This window comes from Nostoc sp. C052 (assembly GCF_013393905.1).
GTDB lineage: Bacteria > Cyanobacteriota > Cyanobacteriia > Cyanobacteriales > Nostocaceae > Nostoc.
Genome location: NZ_CP040272.1, coordinates 4,023,405 through 4,049,216, shown reverse-complemented (window position 1 = coordinate 4,049,216; position 25,812 = coordinate 4,023,405). Strand labels below are relative to the sequence as shown.

The 25,812-nt window shown below is 43.1% G+C and carries 2 protein-coding genes; both read left to right on the top strand.

Annotated features, from left to right (window positions below; genetic code table 11):
- Positions 1-433 precede the first annotated feature (433 nt).
- Positions 434-11,668, top strand: coding sequence for a non-ribosomal peptide synthetase (locus FD723_RS16505; protein WP_179066287.1), 11,235 nt, complete (start codon positions 434-436; stop codon positions 11,666-11,668).
- Positions 11,665-25,812: a non-ribosomal peptide synthetase gene (locus FD723_RS16500; protein WP_179066286.1), complete on the top strand. Its 14,148-nt coding sequence runs from the start codon at positions 11,665-11,667 to the stop codon at positions 25,810-25,812. Before FD723_RS16505 ends, FD723_RS16500 begins: the two co-directional genes overlap by 4 nt.

The window sequence follows — 25,812 nt, the reverse complement described above, 5'->3', positions numbered from 1 at the left end:
TTATATATGGATATTTTTGCCCTCTTATTTTGGTAAATGTATTGCTTATTTAAGAGGATGTTTGAAAAGTTTTGGGTGAATATAATTCGCTACTACACAAACCAAGTCCACCTCCGTGGACTAATGAAAAATCAATGGTTTTTAACCCACGTTCGCCCTTGGCGTTCCGCAGGGAAGGTGTGTTTTGTCTCGTGTAGCCGCGATTTCTAATCGCCAGGGCTAGTAATAAATTAGACTTTTCAAACAACCTCTAAGAGTAAGCTTAATTGAAAAATAGTAAATTATATTATTGGGGAAGTAAATTTCTGATAGTAAGAAGTATCAGAAAGCCTAGTTAATATTAAGTTTTCTCTTGGCTAAGACTGTAAAAATTTAAGGTAGCTTTAGAGGAAAATATTAATTTATTAAAATTAGCATTAATTAGAGTTAAATTATGAATTTAACAGAGCTTCTAGAAAATCTCTCAGCAAAGAATGTTGAACTGTGGGTTGATGGAGACAAACTACGCTATCGATCGCCGGAAAACTCCCTAACCCCTGAGTTATTGGGGGAAATTCAGCAATCTGAACCAGAAATTATCCAAATTTTATCCCAGAATACTAATCAGGCTGTAACTTACACCCTGTCCCACGGTCAAAAAGCACTCTGGTCTTTATATCAATTAACACCCAACAGCACTGCTTACAACGCCATGTATGCAGCAAAATTAGTTACAAATTTAGATATTCCTGCCCTAAAGCAGGCAGCACAAGGTTTAGTTCAAAGGCATCCAGTTTTGAGGACTACCTTTGCAACTACTGACGGCGAACCTGTGCAAACAGTTCACGAAAATCAGCAAGTTGACTTTAGCATTGAAGAAGCTTTTGATTTTGACCAAGATAATATAAACACCTGGCTCTCAGAAAAAAGCGATCGCCCCTTCGACTTAGAACAGGGACCGATATTGCGCTTTGATTTATTAATTAACCAGATTAAAACTGATAAATTAGCAACCAAAGAACATATTTTCTTAATCACCCTACATCAGATCGTGGGGGATTTCCGGTCTTTAGAAATCATGATCGGTGAATTGACAGCCTTATATAAAGCGATGTCTACGAAGATCACTGAGCCTGTACTGAGCGTAGCCGAAGGGTGCAGCCGAAGTACGGGCTACGCCTACGCTACAGGTGAAACTGCCCAACTATCACCACAAAACTATCAGTATCAAGATTATGTTAAATGGTCAGAGGAAATGCTGGCTAGTTTACATGGAGAAAATTTGTGGACTTACTGGCAGCAACAACTATCTGGTGAATTGCCATTGCTAGATTTGCCCACAGATCGACCAAGACCTCACAGGCAAACCTATAATGGTGCTTCCCGCTTTTTTACTGTTGAAGAAGAACTGCGGCTAAAGCTCATAGAATTGGCAAATAGAGTTGATGCCTCTCTATATATTCTTTTATTAACAGCATTACAAATACTATTACGACGTTATACCAATCAAGAAGATATTTTAATTGGCTCTCCAATGGAGAATCGGAGCCGTTCAGAATTTGAAAATATTGTCGGTCACTTTGCTAATCCTGTGGTCTTGCGAGGAGACCTTTCAGGAAATCCCACCTTTGAAGAGTTGCTGGAGCGATCGCATTCTTGTGTATTAAATGCCCAAAACCATCAAGATTATCCCTTTCCCCTACTAGTAGAGCAACTGCAACCTGTCCGCAACCCCAGTTTTTCGCCACTCTATCAGGTAGCCTTCGTCTGCGATCGCTCCCACCAGATGGATATCGATGGTTTGATTTTGGAATCAATGATTCCAGAGTCTAAAGGAGCCGCCTTTGATTTAACCTTATCCATTCTGGAGGAACCTGGTTTACTCAAAGGTACGTGGAACTATAACACTGACTTATTTGATGACAGTGCGATCGCCCGGATGATGGGGCATTTTGTAACTTTGCTCGAAGCAATTGTGGCAAATCCCCAGCAACGAATTGACCAATTACCTTTATTGACAGAATTTGAGGAACATCAGTTATTAGTTGAGTGGAATGATACTCAAGTAGACTACCCCTTTGATAAATGTATCCATCAGTTATTTGAAGAACAGGTGGAACGCACCCCTGATGCTGTAGCAGTGGTCTTTGAAAATCAACAATTGACCTACCACGAGTTGAATTGTCGTGCTAACCAGTTGGCGTATTACTTACGTTCTTTGGGTGTAAAACCAGATGTGCTAGTGGGGATTTGTGTAGAGCGTTCCTTAGAAATGGTGGTGGGATTACTTGGCATTCTCAAGGCGGGTGGAGCTTATGTACCGCTTGACTCAGAATATCCTAAAGAGCGTCTGAGCTTCATGCTTGAAGACGCTCAAGTTTCAATATTAGTGAGTCAACAGCGACTCGTTGAGCGACTACCTGAGTATCAGGCGCAACTGATTTGTTTAGATGAAGTCTGGTCAGAAATTCTGCAAAATAAACAGAATAACCCGATAGAGGTAGTAACGCCTACTCATCTAGCGAATGTGATTTACACATCCGGCTCCACAGGCAAACCCAAAGGGGTAATGGTTGAGCATAGTGGATTGTGCAATCTAGCTCAAGCACAGATTCAGGTTTTCGGTGTGGATTGTGATAGTCGAGTTCTCCAGTTTGCCTCCTTCAGTTTTGATGCTTGCATATCAGAAATCTTGATGGCTTTGGGATCGGGGGCAAGACTTTACTTAGGAACAAAAGACTCGATAATGCCGGGTATGCCTTTAATTGAGCGATTAAGGGATGATGCCATTACCCATGTCACCCTACCACCATCAGCCTTAGCAGTCCTGCCAGTAGAAGAACTACCAACATTGCAAGCGATCGTTGTCGCTGGAGAAGCCTGTTCTTTGGAACTGATGGGACAATGGTCAAAAGGCAGAAACTTCTTCAACGCTTACGGGCCCACAGAAGCAAGTGTTTGTGCCACAACTGCCAAATGCACTCCACTAGACGAAAAAGTTACGATTGGTCGTCCCATTGCCAATGCAAAAATCTACATCTTAGACTTGCACTTACAACCAGTACCGATTGGTGTACCCGGAGAACTGCACATTGGTGGTGCAGGATTAGCGCGAGGCTACTTGAATCGACCAGAATTAACACAAGAAAAATTCATCCCTAACCCGTTTAACAAGTCAAAAGGAGCCAGTGCGTTGGGCGGGTTTCCCGACTTGAAGCAACTGGCGTTCAAAAGTCAAAAGTCAAAATTATATAAAACAGGGGACTTAGCCCGTTATCTCCCAGATGGCAATATCGAATACTTGGGACGCATCGATAACCAAGTAAAAATCCGGGGTTTCCGCATTGAGTTGGGAGAAATCGAAGCAGCACTAAGCCAACATGAAGATGTGCAAGCATCTGTAGTCATCGTCCGCGAAGACATTCCCGGAAATAAGCGCCTAGTAGCCTATATCGTACCGCAGCCACATGTGACACCTACAGTTAGCGTTATGCGTAGCTTCCTCAAAGAAAAGCTACCAGAATACATGGTACCAAGTGCGATCGCCATTTTAGAATCTTTACCCCTAACCCCCAACGGCAAAATAGATCGTCGCGCTCTACCAGAGCCAAGTAGTGAATTATCAGATAAATATGTAGCTCCGCGCACCCCCATCGAAGAAATCCTGGCACTGATTTGGCAAGAAGTCCTGAAAGTAGAGCTTGTAGGCAGACATGACAACTTCTTTGAACTAGGGGGACACTCTCTACTGGGAACACAATTCATCTCCCGTGTGCGTAGCAGGTTGAAAGTAGAAATACCATTGCGAAGCTTATTTGCTGCGCCAACAATTGCCGAGTTAGCACCATCGATTCAGCAGTTACAGCAGCAAGAACAAAATATAGAACTGTCAGCACCACCCATCTTAAGGCGGCTAGAGAATGCAGAAATACCACTATCATACTCTCAACAGCGTTTATGGTTTTTAGACCAGTTAGAGTCAAACAATGCCTCATACAACACCTCCATTGGTTTGCGTCTAGTAGGAACTCTGAATGTTGCCGCCTTAGAACAAAGTTTAAAAGAACTTATCGATCGCCATGAAGTCTTACGCACCAACTTTGTTACCCTTGATGGACAAGCAACTCAAATCATTCAAACTCAACCGAATTGGACAGTAACAGTAGTTGACTTCCAGCATTTACCCTTAACAGAACAAAAAACGACTGCACAGGAATTACTGGAACAACGAGCAATTGAGCCTTTTGACTTAGCTCATGATCCATTAATCAGAGCGATATTAATAGTGTTGTCCGAGACAGAGCAGTGGTTATTAGTGTGTATGCACCACGTTGTCTTTGATGGCTGGTCAATAGGTCTGTTTGTCCAAGAGTTACAAGCACTCTACAATGCTTATTCTCAAGGTCAACCGTCACCCTTGTTGCCACTACCAATTCAGTATGCAGATTATGCAATTTGGCAAAGACAATGGTTAGTCGGGGAAGTACTACAAAACCACTTGAGTTACTGGGAAAAACAGTTGGCAAATGCACCGACATTTTTGCCACTACCCACAGATAGACCTAGACCTGCTGTACAGACTTTCAATGGCTCATATCATGTGTTTGCCCTATCTGGTGAACTAACTCAACGATTGTTGCAGCTAAGTCAACAGCAAGGGGTGACTTTGTTTATGACTTTGTTAGCGGCTTACAATACCCTGCTTTACCGCTACACGGGACAAGAAGATATTTTGGTAGGGACACCAATTGCTGGGCGCGATCGCACCGAGCTAGAAGGGTTAATTGGTTTTTTTGTCAATACCTTAGTGATGCGGACTGATTTAGTAGGGAACCCCAGTTTTAACGAATTACTTTCGCGCCTGAGAGAAACGGCTTTCGGAGCCTACGCACATCAAGATTTGCCCTTTGAGATGTTGGTGGAAGCATTGCAGCCAGAACGGGATCTCAGCCATACACCACTATTTCAGGTGATGTTCGTTCTCCTGAACGCTCCCATGTCTGAAATAGAGTTGACTGAGTTAAGTGTCAGTGGCTTACCAATAGCAATCACCACGGCAAAGTTTGATTTAACTTTATCAATGGAAAACACTCCCAATGGACTTTTTGCGTGGTGGGAGTACAACACTGACTTGTTTGATAGCAGCACTATCGAACGGATGACTGGTCATTTTCTGACTCTACTTGAAGCGATCGTGGCAAATCCTAGCGAGCGGATTTCCCAATTGCCAATTTTGACCTCATCTGAGCAGCAACAGTTATTAGTGGAGTGGAATGATACTCAAGTACATTATCCCCAAGATAAATGTATCCATCAATTATTTGAGGAGCAAGTAGAGCGTACACCCAATGCCGTAGCAGTGGTGTTTGACAATCAACAATGGACATACCACGAGTTGAATTGTCGTGCCAACCAGTTGGCGCACCACTTACGTTCTTTGGGAGTGTCCGCCGACGTACTGGTGGGAATTTGTGTGGAGCGCTCTTTAGAAATGGTGGTTGGGCTGTTGGGTATTCTCAAGGCGGGCGGGGCTTACGTACCACTCGATCCAGAATATCCTCAAGAGCGTTTGCGCTTTATCTTGGAAGATGCTCAAGTTTCAGTGCTGCTTACCCAACAGCATTTAGTTGATAAATTACCTGAGTGTCACGCGCAGCTTATAAGCTTGGATACTAATTGGCAGTTTATTTCTCAATTGACTCAAGAAAATCCCATCACTGATGTCCAAGCTAGTAACCTAGCTTATGTGATTTATACTTCCGGTTCTACAGGCAAGCCCAAAGGTGTGCAAATCTCACATAAATCTGTGAGCAATTTCCTATCTGCCATGCAGCAGCGCCCAGGAATAACAGAACAAGATACACTGCTTGCAGTCACTACTATTTCCTTTGATATTGCTGCCTTAGAAATTTTTCTGCCTATAACTGTCGGTGCAAGTCTGGTCATAGCCCCTCGTGATGTAACCCTTGATGGAAGAGAATTATTTGACTTGCTAGTTAAGTCTAAGGCAACAATTATGCAAGCAACTCCAGCTACTTGGAGATTGCTTTTAGACTCCAACTTCCAATTTAGCGATCTAAAAATACTTTGCGGTGGTGAAGCTTTACCTTGGGATCTAGTTAATGAACTGCTTGCTAGGAGCGCTTCTTTGTGGAACCTTTATGGGCCAACAGAAACTACTATTTGGTCATCAGTATGTCAACTCGAATCTAGTGAGAGCTTGATTTCTATTGGTCGCCCAATTGACAATACCCAGATATACATACTTGACCAAAACTTACAACCAGTACCCGTAGGTGTACCAGGGGAACTGCACATTGGTGGTGCAGGATTAGCGCGAGGCTACTTGAACCGACCAGAGTTAACACAAGAAAAATTCATTCCCAACCCGTTTGAGGAGGCAGGAGGCAGGAGGCAGGAGGCAGGAAGGAGTAGATTATATAAAACAGGGGATTTAGCCCGTTATCTACCAGATGGCAACATCGAATACTTGGGGCGTATCGACAATCAAGTAAAAATTCGGGGATTCCGCATTGAGTTGGGAGAAATCGAAGCAGCACTCAGCCAACATCCCCATGTGCAAGCATCATGTGTCATAACCCGTGAAGATAACAGGGGTGACAAGCGCCTAGTTGCCTACATTGTACCGCAGCCACAAGTAGCACTCACAATTAGCGAACTGCGTAGCGACCTTAAGTCCAAGTTACCAGACTATATGGTTCCTTCGGCAATAGTCATTCTGGAGTCTTTACCCCTAACTCCCAATGGCAAAATAGACCGTCGCGCTCTACCCGCACCAGAGCCAAGTAGTGAATTATTAGAGAAATATGTCGCCCCACGCAACCCCATCGAAGAAATACTGTCACTGATTTGGCAACAAGTCCTAAAAGTAGACCTTGTAGGCAGACATGATAACTTCTTTGAGCTAGGGGGACACTCCCTATTAGCAACGCAACTTATTTCCCGTGTGCGTAGCAGCTTGAAAGTAGAACTGCCATTGCGATCGCTATTTGCAGCACCAACGATCGCGGAACTATCACATAATATTCAGCAGTTGCAGCAACAAGACTTAGAACTTGCCGCACTACCCATCTTAAAGCGGGTAGAGAATGCAGAACTACCATTGTCATACTCTCAACAGCGTTTATGGTTTTTAGACCAGTTCGAGCCGAACAGTGCCTCATACAACATCCCCTTCGGGTTGCGTTTAGTCGGAACTCTGAATGTTGTTGTCTTAGAACAAAGCTTAGTTGAAATTATTCATCGCCACGAAGCATTACGCACTAACTTCATCACAGTTGATGGACAAGCTACTCAAATCATTCAAACACAACCAAATTGGACAGTTACAGTTGTTGACTTAAAGCATTTACCCTGGAAAGAACAAGAAATAGCTGCACAGAAATTAGTTAAACAACAAGCATTTGAACCTTTTGACTTAGCTCATGATGCCTTAATCAGAGCGACATTAATTGTGCTGTCTCCTACAGAACATTGGTTATTAGTTTGTATGCACCATGTTGTCAGTGATGGCTGGTCAATAGGTGTATTTGTTGAGGAGTTACAAGCACTGTATAATGCTTATTCTCAAGGTCAACCCTCATCTTTGTTGCCATTGCCGATTCAGTATGCAGATTTTGCCTTATGGCAAAGACAATGGTTGCAAGGAGAGGTACTCAACAGCCAATTAAGTTACTGGGAACAACAATTGGCAAATGCGCCCACGTTCTTACCATTACCCACAGACAGACCCAGACCTGCTGTGCAGACTTTCAATGGCGCATATCTTGAGTTTGCCCTGTCTGTTGAGTTAACTCAAAAGTTGATAAAACTGAGTCAACAGCAAGGGGTGACTTTGTTTATGACTTTGTTGGCGGCTTATAATACCCTGCTTTATCGCTACACCGGACAAACAGATATTTTGGTGGGGACACCAATTGCTAACCGCGATCGCACCGAAATAGAAGGGCTAATTGGCTTTTTTGTCAACACTTTAGTGATGCGGACTGATTTATCTGAGAATCCCACCTTTAACGAATTACTCCCGCGCCTAAGAGAAATGGCTTTCGGAGCCTATGCTCATCAAGATTTGCCCTTTGAGATGTTGGTGGAGGCATTGCAGCCAGAACGGGATCTCAGCCATACACCACTATTTCAGGTGATGTTCGTTCTCAATAATGCGCCCAAATCTGAAATAGAGTTGACTGGATTAACTGTCAGTTGGTTGCTTATAGAAAGTGCGATCGCCAAGTTTGATCTTACCTTATCAATGGAAAACACTAGCACTGGATTAGTGGGAGGGTGGGAGTACAACACACACTTGTTTGATAGCAGCACAATTGAACGAATGACTGGTCATTTTGTGACATTGCTAGAAGCTATTGTTGCTAATCCCAGCGAGCGCATTTCTCAATTACCAATCCTCACAGCATTTGAGCAACAGCAATTATTAGTTGAGTGGAATGATACTCAAGTAGATTATCCCCAAGATAAATGTATACATCAGTTATTTGAAGATCAAGTAGAACGTACACCTGATGCGGTGGCAGTAGTATTTGAGAATCAACAATTGACATACCACGAGTTGAACACTCGTGCTAACCAGTTGGCGCATTACTTACAGTCTTTGGGAGTGTCCGCAGATGTGCTGGTGGGGATATGTGTGGAGCGTTCTTTAGAAATGGTGGTGGGATTACTTGGGATTCTCAAGGCGGGTGGGGCTTATGTACCACTTGACCCTGAATATCCCCAAGACCGTCTGACTTTCATGCTCGCAGACACTCAAGTTTCCGTGCTACTTACTCAACAGCATCTAGTTGAGAAATTACCTCGACATCAAGCGCGTGTAGTCCATTTAGATAACGATTGGCTCCTAATCAGTAAGTCTAGCCAGGAGAATCCAATTGCCCAAGTGCAAGCTAGTAACGTAGCTTATGTGATTTATACTTCTGGCTCTACTGGTCAACCAAAGGGGGTAATGCTATCTCACAGTAACCTTTGCAACCACATGTTTTGGATGCAAGCAACATTCCCTCTGACTGAAAAAGACAAAGTACTGCAAAAAACTCCCTTTGGCTTTGATGCCTCAGTTTGGGAATTTTACGCTCCATTGTTAGCAGGTGGACAGTTGTTGATAGCTGAACCAGGAGGTCATACTGACAGTGCTTATCTTTTAAGGTTAATTGCCCAGCAACAGGTAACTACTATTCAACTTGTTCCATCTTTACTGCAAATGCTTTTAGAACAGGGCGGAATCGAAACTTGTCAGTCCCTCAAACACGTGTTCTGTGGCGGTGAAGTCTTACCTGTTACTCTGCAAGAAGGCTTGTTAAGTAAGCTAGATGTAAATTTACATAATCTCTACGGCCCAACAGAGGCTTGTATTGATGCAACTTTCTGGAATTGTCAGCGTGAGATTTATCCACAACTTGTCCCCATTGGTCGTCCAATTGACAACACGCAAATCTACATACTCGACCAAAACTTGCAACCACTACCTGTGGGTGTACCAGGAGAACTGCATATTGGTGGAGCAGGATTAGCAATAGGATACCTCAACCGTCCAGAGTTAACACAAGAAAGATTTATCCCCAACCCGTTTAACAATTCAAAATTCAAAATTCAAAATTCAAAATTATACAAAACTGGCGACTTAGCACGCTATTTACCAGATGGTAATATCGAATACCTGGGACGCATCGATAACCAAGTAAAAATCCGGGGATTCCGCATCGAGTTGGGAGAAATCGAAGCAGCACTAAGCCAACATAGTGATGTGCAAACATCTGTAGTCATCGTCCGCGAAGACATTCCCGGAAATAAGCGCCTAGTCGCCTACATAGTACCGCAGCCACAGATAACACCCACAGTTAGCGTTCTGCGTAGTTTTCTCAAAGAAAAATTACCGGAATATATGATACCAAGTGCGATTGTTACCCTAGATTTCCTACCGCTTACCACCAACGGCAAAATAGACCGTCGCGCCCTACCAGAACCAGAAGCACGCACAGGAATAGAAAGCAACCTAGTAGCACCGCGCACCTCGATTGAAGAAAAATTAACCCAAATTTGGGAGCAAGTATTAAGAGTAGAGCAAATAGGCATACACGATAACTATTTTGAACTAGGAGGAGATTCCATCCTCAGCATTCAAATCATCAGTAGAGCAAAAGTTGCTGGCATAGAACTGACAATCAAACAACTATTTGCCAACCAAACCATCGCCCAATTAGCCACAGTTGCAGGTACAACAAAAGCACTCTCAATTGAACAAGGATTAGTCACAGGGACATTACCGCTAACACCAATTCAACACTGGTTTTTCGAGCAGAATTTACCAGAGAAACACCACTTTAATCAATCATTTCTCCTCACAGTACCATCAGACCTCGATCTAGAAATATTAGAGCAAGTATGGCAGCAACTACTAAAACATCATGATGCCCTAAGGCTAAGATTCACTCAAACAGATACAATATGGCAGCAGATTCATGCCGCGCCAACCGATAATATTACTATCCCTCGTTTTGACTTATCGACAGTTCCAGAAGCTCAGATAGAAACTGTCATTGAAACTACAGCCAATGAATTACAGGCGAGTTTAAATCTGTCAGAAAATCTCGTGCAAGTAGCATTTTTCTGGCTGGGTATTGACAAAAAAGCCCGATTGCTGGTGATAATTCACCACCTCGTAGTAGACGGTGTTTCTTGGCGGATATTGTTAGAAGATTTGCAGACAGCTTACCAGCAACTAAGTCAAGGCAACACCATTGAACTACCTGCTAAAACCACATCCTTCAAAGATTGGGCGCGACAACTGACAGAATATGCCCAATCAGAAGTCTTGAAATCAGAACTAGATTATTGGTTGAGTGCATCTTACGATGCAGTTGACTCCATCCCAGTGGATTATGCACAAGGAATAAACACTACCGCATCGGCTAGGACAATATCAGTATCATTAGATGAAGCTGAAACCCTTTCTCTCCTGCAAGATGTTCCGAAAGCTTATAAAACACAAATTAACGATATCTTGTTAACTGCCTTAGTGTTGGTGTTGAGCGGATGGACTAATTCTGAGTCAGTGTTATTCAACTTAGAAGGTCATGGGCGGGAAGAGATTATCGATGGTGTAGACTTATCACGGACTGTTGGTTGGTTTACAACAATTTTTCCAGTGGTTGTAGAACTGGGAATCATAGATGATCTGGGTACTGTTTTAAAATCTGTCAAGGAACAATTACGTGTAATTCCTAACAAAGGTATTGGCTATGGCTTATTGCGTTATCTGAATGTTAATGCAGAAATTAGCGCCCAACTAGAGAAAATTCCCCAAGCAGAAATTAGCTTCAATTATTTGGGACAATTTGCTCAAGTTGTGAATACATCTGCTCTGATGCAAATAGCTAATGAGCCGAGCGGAAACAGCCAGAGTTTACAAGGTCAGCGACATTGTTTGATAGACATTAATGCCATCATTATTAACGAACAACTACAAATAGATTGGACATACAGCAGCAATATCCATCATCACGAAACGATTGAGAATATAGCCCAAGAATTTGTCGAAACTCTGCAAGATATAATTGCTCATTGTTTATCACCAGAAAATGCAGGTTATACGCCCACAGATTTTCCATTAATTCAACTTAACCAACTAGAACTAGATCAGATATTACAAAATTTATGAAATTAGAACTTAATAAAACTAACCGACAAAATATTGAAGATATTTATCCCTTATCTCCTATGCAAGAGGGGATGCTGTTTGAAAGTTTGTATGCTCCAGATTCAGGCGTATATTTTGAGCAGATAACTTGCATTTTGACGGGAAACCTAGATGTAAAAACCTTCGAGCAAGCTTGGCAGCAAGTGGTAGCTCGGCATCCCGTCTTCCGCACAGCTTTTCTGTGGGAATCTTTGAGCCAGCCTGTTCAAGTGGTGTATCGACAGATAAATGTGACAGTCGAAACTTATGACTGGCGGGAGTTATCGGCACTTGAGCAGCAACAGCAATTAGAGACTTTTCTGGATTCTGAGCGACAACAGGGTTTTCAAGTGTCGCAAGCGCCATTGATGCGCTTACATCTAATCCAGTTGGATGGAAATACTTATCAGTTTGTTTGGTGTCATCATCATTTATTACTTGATGGCTGGTCGTCACCTTTGGTTTTCCAAGACCTGTTGGAGTTTTATCAAGCTATTTCTCAGGGTAAAAGTTTATCTAACATCGGAACTGTCAGCTACCGCAACTATATTGCTTGGTTACAGCAACAGGATCGAGATTTAGCTAATAAATTTTGGCGACAAAAACTTCAAGGTTTTACTACACCAACTCCTTTGACTGTGGATAAACCATTGTCCGTGGAGCAGCATTCGGGCTACAGCGAACAACAAATTGACTTAACTGTGTCAGCGACAACAGCAGTGATGTCTTTTGTCAGACAGCATCAATTGACGATGAGTAATTTGGTGCAGGCGACTTGGGGACTTTTGCTGTCTCGCTATAGCCAAGAAACAGATGTGGTTTTTGGTGCAACTGTTTCTGGTCGTCCGCCTGAACTTGTTGGTGTAGAGTCGATTGTGGGGTTATTTATCAATACTCTGCCAGTGAGGGTGCAAATTTCCGAGAAGACTGAATTGCTGGGTTTATTGAAGGATTTACAGGCGCAACAGGTGGAGTCTGAGCAATTTTCCTATAGCTCATTGGCAGGGATTCAGGGGCTAAGTGATGTTCCCAAGGGTACGTCTTTGTTTGAGAGTATTGTTGTTTTTGAGAATTATCCTGTTGATACTGCTGTTCTACAAGGAAATAGCAATTTTTCCCTCTCGAATTTTAGGTGGATTGAACAAACAAATTATCCTCTGGCGGTTGTAGTTTCCCCTGGTGAGCAATTATCACTGAGGGTGATGTACGATGCTAGTCGATTTGAAGATGGAACGATTAGCCGGATGCTTGGTCATTTTGTGACACTGCTACAAGGTATTGTTGCTAATCCTCAGCAACGAATTTCCCAGTTGCCAATACTAACAAAATCTGAGCAGCAACAGCTATTAGTGGACTGGAACGATACCCAGTCTAACTATCCCCAGGATAAATCTATTCATCAGTTGTTTGAGGAGCAGGTGGAGCTTACACCCGATGCTGTGGCGGTGGTGTACGAGAATCAACATCTCACATACCGCGAACTGAACAGCCGTGCTAACCAGTTGGCGCATTACCTGAAGTCTTTGGGTGTGAAAGCTGATGTGCTGGTGGGGATATGTGTGGAGCGTTCCTTAGAAATGATCGTGGGACTATTGGGGATTCTCAAGGCGGGTGGTGCATACATCCCACTTAACCCAGAATATCCTCAAGAGCGATTGACCTTCATGCTTGAAGATACTCAGTTATCAATTGTATTGACTCAAGAAAAATTAGTTAATAAACTAGGCGATCGCCTCTGGCGCGATTTTGCCGAACGCCAAGCTAATATAATTTGCTTAGACTCAAACTGGGATATCATCAATCAACAAACCCAACAGAACCCAACTACCAGCGTCAACGCTGATAACTTAGCTTATGTAATGTACACCTCTGGTTCTACAGGTCAACCCAAAGGTGTAAGCATTATCCACCGAAGTGTAGTTCGACTCGTCAAAGAAACCAACTATATCAATATTTTTGCTGATGATGTAATTGCCCAAGCCTCAAATCACGCCTTCGATGCTGCTACCTTTGAAATTTGGGGAGCGTTACTGAACGGAGCGCGGTTGGTAGGGGTGAGCAAAGATGTGGCACTTTCGCCCAGAAATTTTGCGGACTTTATGCGATCGCAAAATATCAGTGTATTATTCTTGACAACTGCCCTATTCAATCAAATTGCTCAAGAAGTCCCCTCTGCTTTCAATTCACTACGGTATCTTTTATTTGGCGGCGAGGCTGTAGATCCTAAATGGGTTAAAGAAGTACTCAACAACGGTGCGCCGCAGCAACTCCTCCATGTTTATGGGCCAACAGAGAATACAACATTTAGTTCCTGGTACTTAGTGCAGGATGTACCAGAAGGCGCTACAACTATTCCCATCGGGCAACCAATTTCCAACACACAAATCTATTTGTTAGATTCCCAACTACAACCAGTAGGTATTGGTGTACCGGGAGAATTATATGTTGGGGGAGATGGTCTAGCTAGAGAATACCTTAACCGCACCGAGTTAACACAAGAAAAATTCATTCCTAATCCGTTTGAGAAGTCAAAAGGAGCCAGTGCGTTGGGCGGGTTTCCCGACTTGAAGCAACTGGCGTTCAAAAGTCAAAAGTCAAAATTATTATATAAAACTGGGGATTTAGCACGCTATTTGCCAGATGGCAATATTGAATACCTCAGTCGCATCGACGGCCAAGTAAAAATCCGGGGTTTACGGATTGAGTTGGGTGAAATTGAAGCAGTCTTGAGCCAACATAGCGATGTGCAGGTATCTTGTGTCATTGTCCGCGAAGATACCCCTGGAGATAAACGTTTAGTCGCCTACGTCGTCACGCATCAGAACTGTCAACCGACAATAGGCGAAATACGTCAATTCCTCAAGGCAAAGTTGCCAGATTATATGATACCAAGTGCTTTTGTGATTTTGGAATCCTTACCCCTAAATCTCAACGGCAAAGTAGACCGCCGCGCCCTGCCAAAACCAGACTTAGACACCCCACTCCTAGAAAAATATGTCGCCCCGCGTACACCCGTTGAGGAAATGCTTGTACTCCTATGGGCGCAAGTTTTGAAAGTAGAGCAAGTGGGTATACATGATAATTTCTTTGAACTTGGGGGACACTCACTACTAGCAACGCAACTGGTTTCACGCATCCGCACTAGCTTCAAAATAGAACTATCATTACGTGAGTTATTTGCTGCATCAACAATTACGGAATTAGCGCCATTGATTCAGCAGTTACAGCAACAAGATTTAGAACTAGCTGCACCACCTATCTTAAGGCGGACACAGAATGCAAACTTACCACTGTCATACTCTCAACAACGTTTATGGTTTTTAGACCAATTTGAGCCGAACAGTTCCTTTTACAATATCCCCGTTGGTTTGCGCTTAGTCGGAACTGTTAATGTTGACGCGCTACAACAAAGCTTAATTGAAATTATTCATCGCCACGAAGCATTACGTACTAACTTTGTTAGTGTTGATGGACAAGCTGCTCAAATCATTCAAGCACAACCAAATTGGTCAGTTACAGTTGTTGACTTAAAGCATTTACCCTGGAAAGAACAAGAAATAGCTGCACAGAAATTACTCCAACAAGAAGCAATTGAGCCTTTTGACTTAGCTCATGATGCATTAATCAGAGCGACATTAATTGTGCTGTCTCCTACAGAACATTGGTTATTAGTTTGTATGCACCATGTTGTCAGTGATGGCTGGTCAATAGGTGTATTTGTTGAGGAGTTACAAGCACTGTATAATGCTTATTCTCAAGGTCAACCCTCATCTTTGTTGCCATTGCCGATTCAGTATGCAGATTTTGCCTTATGGCAAAGACAATGGTTGCAAGGAGAGGTACTCAACAGCCAATTAAGTTACTGGAAAGAACAATTGGCAAATGCGCCCACGTTCTTACCATTACCCACAGACAGACCCAGACCTGCTGTGCAGACTTTCAATGGCGCACATCTAGAGTTTACACTTTCTGTTGAGCTAACTCAAAAGTTGGTAAAACTGAGTCAACAGCAAGGGGTGACTTTGTTTATGACTTTGTTGGCGGCTTATAATACCCTGCTTTATCGCTACACCGGCCAAACAGATATTTTGGTGGGTTCGCCAATTGCTAACCGCGATCGCGCCGAGATAGAAGGGTTAATTGGCTTTTTTGTCAACACTTTAGTCATGCGGACAAATTTGGCAGAAAACCCCAGCTTTAACGAATTACTGCCACGTATCCGGGAAATGGCATTATCTGCATACGCTCATCAAGATTTGCCCTTTGAAATGTTGGTGGAAGCATTGCAACCAGAACGGGACTTGAGCCATACACCACTATTTCAGGTGATGTTCGTTCTTAATAATGCGCCCACATCTGAAGTAGAGTTGACTGGGTTAACTGTCAGTGAATTGCCAACAGAAAGTGCGATCGCCAAGTTTGATCTTACCTTATCAATGGAAAACACTAGCACTGGACTAGTGGGAGGGTGGGATTACAATACTGACTTGTTTGATAGCAGCACTATCGAACGGATGACTGGTCATTTTCTGACACTGCTTGAGGCTATTGTTGCTAATCCCAGCGATCGCATTTCTCAATTACCAATCCTCACAGCATTTGAGCAACAGCAATTATTAGTTGAGTGGAATGATACTCAAGTAGATTATCCCCAGGATAAATGTATTCATCAGTTATTTGAAGAACAGGTAGAGCGTACACCCAATGCAGTGGCGGTGGTGTTTGACAATCAACAATTGACATACCACGAGTTAAATTGTCGTGCTAACCAGTTGGCGCATTATTTACAGTCTTTGGGAGTGTCCGCCGATGTGCTGGTGGGGATTTGTGTGGAGCGTTCTTTAGAGATGGTGGTGGGACTACTTGGGATTCTCAAGGCGGGTGGAGCTTACGTACCACTTGACCCTGAGTATCCCCAAGACCGTTTGAGCTTTATGCTGGAAAATGCTCAAGTTTCCGTGCTACTTACCCAACAGCATCTAGTTGAGAAATTACCTGAACATCAAGCGCGTGTTGTTTGCTTAGATACCGACTGGGAAATCATTCCCCAATCGAATCAGCAAAATCCCATCACTGGTGTGCAAGCTAGTAACTTGGCTTATGTAATTTACACTTCGGGTTCCACCGGAAGGCCTAAAGGAGCGATAAATACGCATCTAGGGATTTGCAATCGCCTTCTGTGGATGCAGCAAGCATATCAATTAACAGAAATAGACTGCGTTTTACAAAAAACTCCTTTCAGCTTCGATGTCTCCGTTTGGGAGTTTTTCTGGCCATTATTGACTGGAGCGCGTTTAGTTGTCGCTAAACCAGGTGGACATAAAGATAGTGGTTACTTGGTCAACCTAATACTAGAGCAGCAAGTTACCACACTGCATTTTGTCCCTTCGATGCTCCGAGCTTTCTTGGAAGAAGAAAGTGTAAAAAATTGCAGTAGCTTAAAGCGAGTTATTTGTAGTGGTGAAGCACTGCCAAAAGAACTTCAGGAAAGCTTTTTTGCCTGTTTAGGGTGCCAATTGCATAATCTCTACGGACCGACAGAAGCAGCAATTGATGTCACCTTCTGGGAATGTCAACCAGAGAGCAATTTGAAGACAGTACCTATTGGTCGCCCAATTTCCAATACTCAGATATATATACTCGACCAAAACTTACAACCAGTACCTGTGGGTGTACCAGGAGAGTTACACATCGGTGGTGTAGGATTAGCAAGAGGCTACCTCAACGCAAGAGAGTTAACACAAGAGAAATTCATCCCTAATCCCTTCAGTGGAAGCAGAAGAGCAGGGGAGGATACTTCGACTACGCTCAGTAACCGAGGGAGCAGAGGGGTAAGAGAGCGGAGGAAAAAAATAGCCCAGTCCCTAGTCCCCAGTCCCCGTCTCTATAAAACCGGAGATTTGGCTCGTTATCTACCAGATGGCAATATTGAATACCTGGGACGTATTGACAACCAAGTAAAAATCCGGGGTTTCCGCATCGAATTGGGAGAAATCGAAGCGGTACTAAGCCAACATAGTGATGTGCAAACATCTGTAGTCATCATCCGCGAAGACATTCCTGGTGACAAGCGCCTAGTCGCCTATATAGTGCCGCAGCCACAGATAACACCTACAGTAAGCGTTCTGCGTAGCTTCCTCAAAGAAAAACTACCAGAATACATGGTACCAAGTGCGATCGCTATTTTAGAATCTTTACCCCTAACACCCAACGGTAAAATAGACCGTCGCGCCCTACCAGCCCCAGAGCCAAGTAGTGAATCAAGAGACAAATATGTAGCTCCACATACACCTCTAGAAGAAATACTGGCACTGATTTGGCAAGAAGTCCTAAAAGTAGAGCTTGTAGGCAGACATGATAACTTTTTTGAGCTAGGAGGACACTCGCTACTCGCAACGCAACTCGTCTCCCGTGTGCGTAGCAGCTTGAAAGTAGAATTGCCATTGCGTTCATTGTTTGCTGCACCAACAATTGCCCAGTTAGCGCTATTGATTCAGCAATTACAGCAACAATACTTAGAACTAGCTGCACCACCCATCAATCGGCGGACAGAGAATGCAAACTTACCACTGTCATACTCTCAACAGCGTTTGTGGTTTTTAGACCAGTTTGAGTCGAACAGTTCCTTCTACAATATCCCCGTTGGTTTGCGCTTAGTCGGAACTCTTAATGTTGACGCGCTACAACAAAGCTTAATTGAAATTATTCATCGCCACGAAGCATTACGTACTAACTTTGTTAGTGTTGATGGACAAGCTGCTCAAATCATTCAAACACAACCAAATCGGACAGTTACAGTTGTTGACTTGCAGCATTTACCTTTAACAGAACAAAAAACGACTGCACAGGAATTACTGGAACAACAAGCAATTGAGCCTTTTGACTTAGCTCATGATCCATTAATCAGAGCGACATTAGTTGTGCTGTCTCCTACAGAGCAGTGGTTATTAGTTTGTATGCACCACATTGTCTCTGATGGCTGGTCAATAGGTGTATTTGTTGAGGAGTTACAAGCACTATACAATGCTTATTCTCAAGGTCAACCTTCACCCCTGTTGCCACTGCCGATTCAGTACGCAGATTTCGCCTTATGGCAAAGACAATGGTTAGTCGGGGAAGTACTTAACAGTCAATTGAGTTACTGGGAACAACAATTGGCAAATGCACCCACGTTCTTGCCATTACCCACAGACAGACCTAGACCTGCTGTGCAGACTTTCAATGGTGCATATCTTGAGTTTGCCCTGTCTGTTGAATTAACTCAACAACTAACTAAACTCAGTCAAAAGCAAGGGGTGACTTTGTTTATGACTTTGTTGGCGGCATATAATACCCTGCTTTATCGCTACACCGGACAAGAAGATATCCTGGTGGGTTCGCCAATTGCTAACCGCGATCGCACTGAGCTAGAAGGGCTAATTGGCTTTTTTGTCAATACCTTAGTCATGCGGACTAATTTGACAGAAAATCCCAGCTTTAGCGAATTACTCAGTCGTGTCCGGGACATGGCAATGGAGGCATACGCTCATCAGAACTTGCCCTTTGAAATGCTGGTAGAAGCATTACAGCCAGAAAGGGATCTCAGCCATACACCACTGTTTCAGGTAATGTTTGTTCTTCAGAATGCGCCCACATCTGAATTAGACTTAACTGGACTCAATGTCAGTTCATTGCCAGTAAAACTGACAACTTCCAGGTTTGATTTAACCTTAATCATGGAGAACAGTCCTACTGGGCTGGTAGGGTTGTGGGAATACAGCACTGACTTGTTTGATGCTAATACCATTGAGCGAATGACGAGTCATTTTGTGACATTGCTTGAAGGTATTATTGCCAACCCAGAACAGCAAATCTCACAATTGCCACTGCTGACACAACCCGAACAACAAAAATTACTTGTCGAGTGGAACGATACTCAAGTTGATTATCCCCTTCATAAGTGCATCCATCAGTTGTTTGAGGAGCAGGTACAACTGACACCCAATGCAGTGGCAGTTGTGTATAAAAATCAACAACTTACTTACAATGAATTAAACTACCGCGCTAACCAGTTGGCGCACTACTTACGGTCATTGGGTGTAAAACCAGATGCCTTGGTCGGTCTGTGTGTCGAGCGATCATTAGAAATGGTCATCGGACTGCTGGGGATTCTCAAAGCGGGGGGAGCATACCTACCACTTGATCCAGAGTATCCACAAGAGCGTTTGAGCTTTATTTTAGAGGATACTCAAGTTAAAGTATTGCTGACTCAACAGCAACTTATTGATAGACTGCCCCAAAATCAAGCACAGCTTGTTTATTTAGATACTGACGCTGAATTAATTTCTCAGTGCAGCCAGGACAATCTCATCTCTGGCGTACAAGCCAATAACTTGGGTTACATAATTTATACTTCTGGTTCGACAGGTCAACCAAAGGGTATAGCCATGAATCAGATTGCCTTGAGCAACTTGATATTGTGGCATCGAGACAATCTCAAAATTACTCATGGAGCAAAAACCCTACAATTTGCTTCCATTAACTTTGATGTTTCCTTCCAAGAAATCTTCACTACTTGGTGTTCTGGCGGCACATTATTTCTAATAACAGAGGAATTACGCCACGATACCTCAGCTTTATTAGGTGTTCTGCAAGAAAAAGCAGTGGAAAGAATGTTTCTCCCCGTTGTTGGCTTACAGCAACTAGCCGAAGTTGCTGTTAGTAATGAGTTAGTCAATACTCATTTGCGGGAAATTATTACTTCTGGGGAACAGTTGCGAATTACCCCGGCAATTTCTGGATGGTTAAGTAAACTAACTGATTGTACATTGCACAATCACTATGGGCCATCGGAGAGCCACTTAGCCACCAGTTTTACGCTCAATCATTCAGTCCAGACTTGGCCATCGCTTCCTCCCATTGGGCGACCCATTTCTAACACCCAAATCTACATCCTAGATAAATATTTACAGCCTGTACCCATTGGTGTACCAGGGGAAGTGTACATTGCTGGTGTGCTTTTAGCCAGAGGCTACTTGAACCGCCCAGAGTTAACACAAGAAAAATTCATCCGAAATCCCTTTAGCACTGACCCTGATTCTCGCCTTTACAAAACAGGGGATTTAGCACATTATTTACCTGACGGTAATATAGAATACCTGGGACGCATCGACAACCAAGTAAAAATTCGGGGTTTCCGCATTGAACTGGGTGAAATTGAAGCAGTACTGAGCCAACATAGTGATGTGGAGGCTTCTTGTGTGGTTGTGCGAGAAGATACCCCAGGTGATAAACGCTTAGTCGCTTACATCGTGCCACAGCCAGAACAGAGAGTCTCTGTAAACGTTGTGCGTAGCTTCCTGAAGTCAAAATTACCAGAGTATATGGTGCCAAGTGCGATCGCCATCTTGGACGCTCTACCGCTTACCCCCAACGGAAAATTAGACCGTCGCGCCCTACCCGCACCTGATTTACAAAGCCAATTATCGGACAAATATGTTGCTCCACGTAACCCAATCGAAGAAATCCTGTCAGTAATTTGGGCGCAAGTGTTGAAAGTAGAGCAAGTAGGTATACATGATAACTTCTTTGAACTTGGAGGACATTCGCTACTAGCAACGCAGCTGGTTTCCCGCGTCCGTATCAACTTGAAGGTAGAACTACCATTGCGTAGCTTATTTGCTGCACCAACAATTGCTGAACTATCACATAACATTCAGCAGTTGCAGCAACAGGACTTAGAACTTGCCGCACCACCCATCTTAAAGCGGGCAGAGAATACAGAAATACCATTGTCATACTCTCAACAGCGTTTATGGTTTTTAGATCAGTTCGAGCCGAACAACGCCTCATACAACATCCCCGTTGGTTTGCGCTTAGTCGGAACTATTAATGTTGTTGCCTTAGAACAAAGCTTAATTGAAATTATTCATCGCCACGAAGCATTACGTACTAACTTCATCACAGTTGATGGACAAGCTACTCAAATCATTCAAACTCAAACGAATTGGTCAGTTGCAATTGTTGATTTGCAGCATTTACCCGTAACAGAACAAAAAACGGCTGCACAGAAATTAGTGCAACAGCAAGCAATTGAGCCTTTTGACTTAGAGTCAGAAGCATTAATCAGAGCGACATTAGTGGTGCTGTCTTCTACAGAACAGTGGTTATTAGTTTGTATGCACCATGTTGTCAGTGATGGCTGGTCAATAGGTGTATTTGTCCAGGAGCTACAAGCAATATACAATGCTTATTCTCAAGGTCAACCGTCACCCTTATTACCATTGCCGATTCAGTATGCAGATTTTGCCTTATGGCAAAGACAATGGTTAGTCGGGGAAGTACTGAATAGCCAATTGAGTTACTGGAAACAACAATTGGCAAATGCACCGACATTCTTGCCATTACCCACAGATAGACCCAGACCTGCTGTGCAGACTTTCAATGGCGCACATCTGGAGTTTACACTTTCTGTTGAGCTAACTCAAAAGTTGGTAAAACTGAGTCAACAGCAAGGGGTGACTTTGTTTATGACTTTGTTGGCGGCTTATAATACCCTGCTTTATCGCTACACAGGACAAACAGATATTTTGGTGGGGACACCAATTGCTAACCGCGATCGCGCCGAGATAGAAGGGTTAATTGGCTTTTTTGTCAATACTTTAGTTTTGCGGACGAATTTGGTAGAAAACCCCAGCTTTAACGAATTACTGCCGCAGATTCGAGAAATGGCGCTGTCCGCATACGCTCATCAAGATTTGCCCTTTGAAATGTTGGTGGAAGCATTGCAGCCAGAACGAGATATGAGCCATACACCACTGTTCCAAGTGATGTTCGTTCTCCAGAATACTCCCGTGTCTCAATTGGAGTTGACTGGGTTAAGTGTCAGTGAATTACCAATAGAGACTTCCACGACAAAGTTCGATCTGACTTTAGTCATGGAGAACACTGCCACTGGACTAGTCGGGTGGTGGCAATACAACACTGACTTATTTGATAGCAGTGCGATCAAACGGATGACTCTTCATTTTGTGACCCTACTAGAAAGTATTGTTGCTAATCCTGAACAGCGCATTTCTCAATTAACAATGCTCACAGCAACTGAGCAGGAACAGTTATTAATTGAATGGAATAATACTCAGGTAGATTATCCCCAAGATAAATGTATTCATCAGTTGTTTGAAGAACAGGTGGAACGCACGCCCGATGCTGTGGCAGTGGTGTTTGAGAATCAACAATTGACGTACCACGAGTTGAATTGTCGTGCTAACCAGTTGGCACATTACTTGCAATCCTTGGGAGTGTCCGCCGATGTGCTGGTGGGGATTTGTGTGGAGCGCTCTTTAGAGATGGTTGTTGGACTGTTGGGTATTCTCAAGGCGGGTGGGGCTTACGTGCCACTTGACCCAGAATATCCCCAAGACCGTCTGAGCTTTATGCTTGAAAATGCTCAAGTTTCCGTGCTGCTAACCCAACAGCAATTAGTTGAGAAATTACAAAAGTATCAGACGCAGGTTGTGTGTTTAGATACTGATTGGCACTTTATTGCTCAGTTCAATCAGGATAATTTCATCGCTGAAGTACAAGCAACTAATTTAGTTTATGTGATTTATACCTCTGGTTCTACAGGAACACCAAAGGGAGTACTAATTGCCCATAAAGGATTGTTAAATTTAGTGTTGTGGCATCAGCGTACTTTTAAAATCACGACCTTAGACAAAGCCACCCAACTAGCAGGAACAGGATTTGACGCAGCTGCATGGGAATTATGGCCTTACCTAACAGCCGGAGCAAGTATCTACTTAGTCAAATCTGAAATCCTTGCATCGCCAGTAAATCTACGAGATTGGTTGATATCAAACAAGATTACTATCAGTTTTGTGCCAACACCAATAACACAGGAATTATTGTCTTTAAAATGGACTACAGAAAGTTTAGCTTTGCGTTACATCCTGACTGGAGGCGATAAGCTGAATCAGTATCCACCAGCGTCACTCCCCTTCCAAGTCGTGAATAATTATGGCCCAACAGAGAATACTGTTGTCACAACTTCTGGGCTGGTAGTTGCTAAGGAACAAGATCAGATATCACCAAGCATTGGTCGCCCAATTTCCAATACCCATATCTACATTTTAGATAAGTATTTGCAACCAGTACCCATTGGTGTACCAGGAGAGTTACACATCGGTGGTGCAGGATTAGCACGCGGTTATCTCAACCGCCCAGAATTAACACAAGAAAAATTCATCCCTAACCCCTTTAATAATTCAAAATTCAAAATTCAAAATTCAAGATTATATAAAACAGGGGACTTAGCACGTTATCTACCAGATGGAAACATCGAATACCTGGGGCGCATCGACAATCAACTAAAAATCCGAGGTTTCCGAATTGAGTTAGGGGAAATTGAGGCAATACTGAGTCAGCATCCAGGAGTTAGGGAAAATGTGGTAGTGGCGAGAGAAGATATCCCAGGAGAAAAACGCTTAGTAGCTTATTTTGTGCCACAGTTGGAGCAAACACTAACTACCAATGAGTTACGCATTTTCTTGACGGAAAAATTACCACAGTACATGCTGCCTTCTGCTTTTGTCAGTTTAGAGTTTTTACCTTTAACTCCCAATGGCAAGGTAGACCGCAAAGCCTTACCTGTTCCTGATTCCAATAATACCCAGTTGGCAGTGAGTTTTGTGGCACCACGTACCCCTGTAGAGAAGATATTGGCAGATATTTGGGGTAATGCACTGCACATAGAGAAAGTGGGTGTTCTAGATAATTTCTTTGACTTAGGAGGTCATTCACTGACAACAATTCAGGTGATGTCCCAAATAAATGAGACTTTCCAGATTAAGTTACCGTTGCGCCACTTATTTACCGCCCCAACTATCGCTGAACTTGCTTATACGATTGAGTCTACCTCTGGGGCAGACTCTAGTATCAGTGGAAATGAAATTACTAGCGTCAACTTACAGGCTGAAGTCGTCCTAGACCAGACAATTAACCCTGGCAACCTAGTTTATCAACCTGTAAGTCAACCTGCGGCTATTTTTCTCACGGGTGCAACAGGGTTTGTCGGTGCTTTTTTGCTGGCTGAATTATTAGAACAAACTCAAGCAGATATCTATTGTTTGGTGCGTGCTGCTGATTTTACCGCAGGGAAACAACGACTCCAAGAAACCCTGAAAGCTTATTTAGTTTGGGAGGAATCTTTTAACTCACGGATTATTCCAGTATTAGGAGATTTATCTCAACCGCTTCTCGGTCTTTCAGAGGAGCAGTTTCACCTCATGGCTCTTAAAATTGACTCAATTTACCATAATGGCGCTTTGGTGAATCATGTTTATCCATACGCTTTGTTAAAAACAGCAAATGTGCGTGGAACTGAAGAAGTCTTGAGATTAGCTAGTCAAATCAAAATTAAGCCTGTACATTTCATTTCTACTGTTAGCGTTTTTTCCTCAGATGAGTATTTCAAATTAGAGGTTGTTCAAGAGAATGATCCTCTAGAACACTGTCAAGGACTTCTTGGTGGCTATACCCAAAGTAAATGGGTGGCAGAAAAGATTGTTATGATAGCACGCGATCGCGGTTTGCCTTGCAGTATCTACAGGCTTGGTAGAATAACATGGCATAGTCAAACCGGTGTTTGGAATTCAAATGACATATTGTATAGATTCATCAAAAGCTGCATTCAACTAAAAAGTGCGCCAGAGATGAACAGTATGTTAGAGATTACACCTGTAGACTATCTCGCCAAAGCTTTAATCCACCTCTCGCAACAGCCAGAATCTTTAAGCAAAGCCTTTCATCTAATTAGTTCCCATTCTGCTCCTTGGAGTCAACTTATTAACTCCATCCGTTCTTTGGGCTACCCATTGCAACAGCTTTCCTATGAAGATTGGCAAGCTGAACTAGTTCGCAATACCCAAATTTCTACTGATAACGCTTTGTATTCAGCTATATCCCTGGCTGAAGACAATACATCTTCAGAGTCAAAGGAAAATGCCGCACCTAGCTTAAAATTCGATTGCCAAAACACCCTCAATGGACTTGCAGATACTAGCATTGGTTGGCCAGAAGTAGATGATAAATTACTCCAAGTTTTCTTTACCAACTTTAGCAATTCGACTTTGGACAAAAAAAGGTAA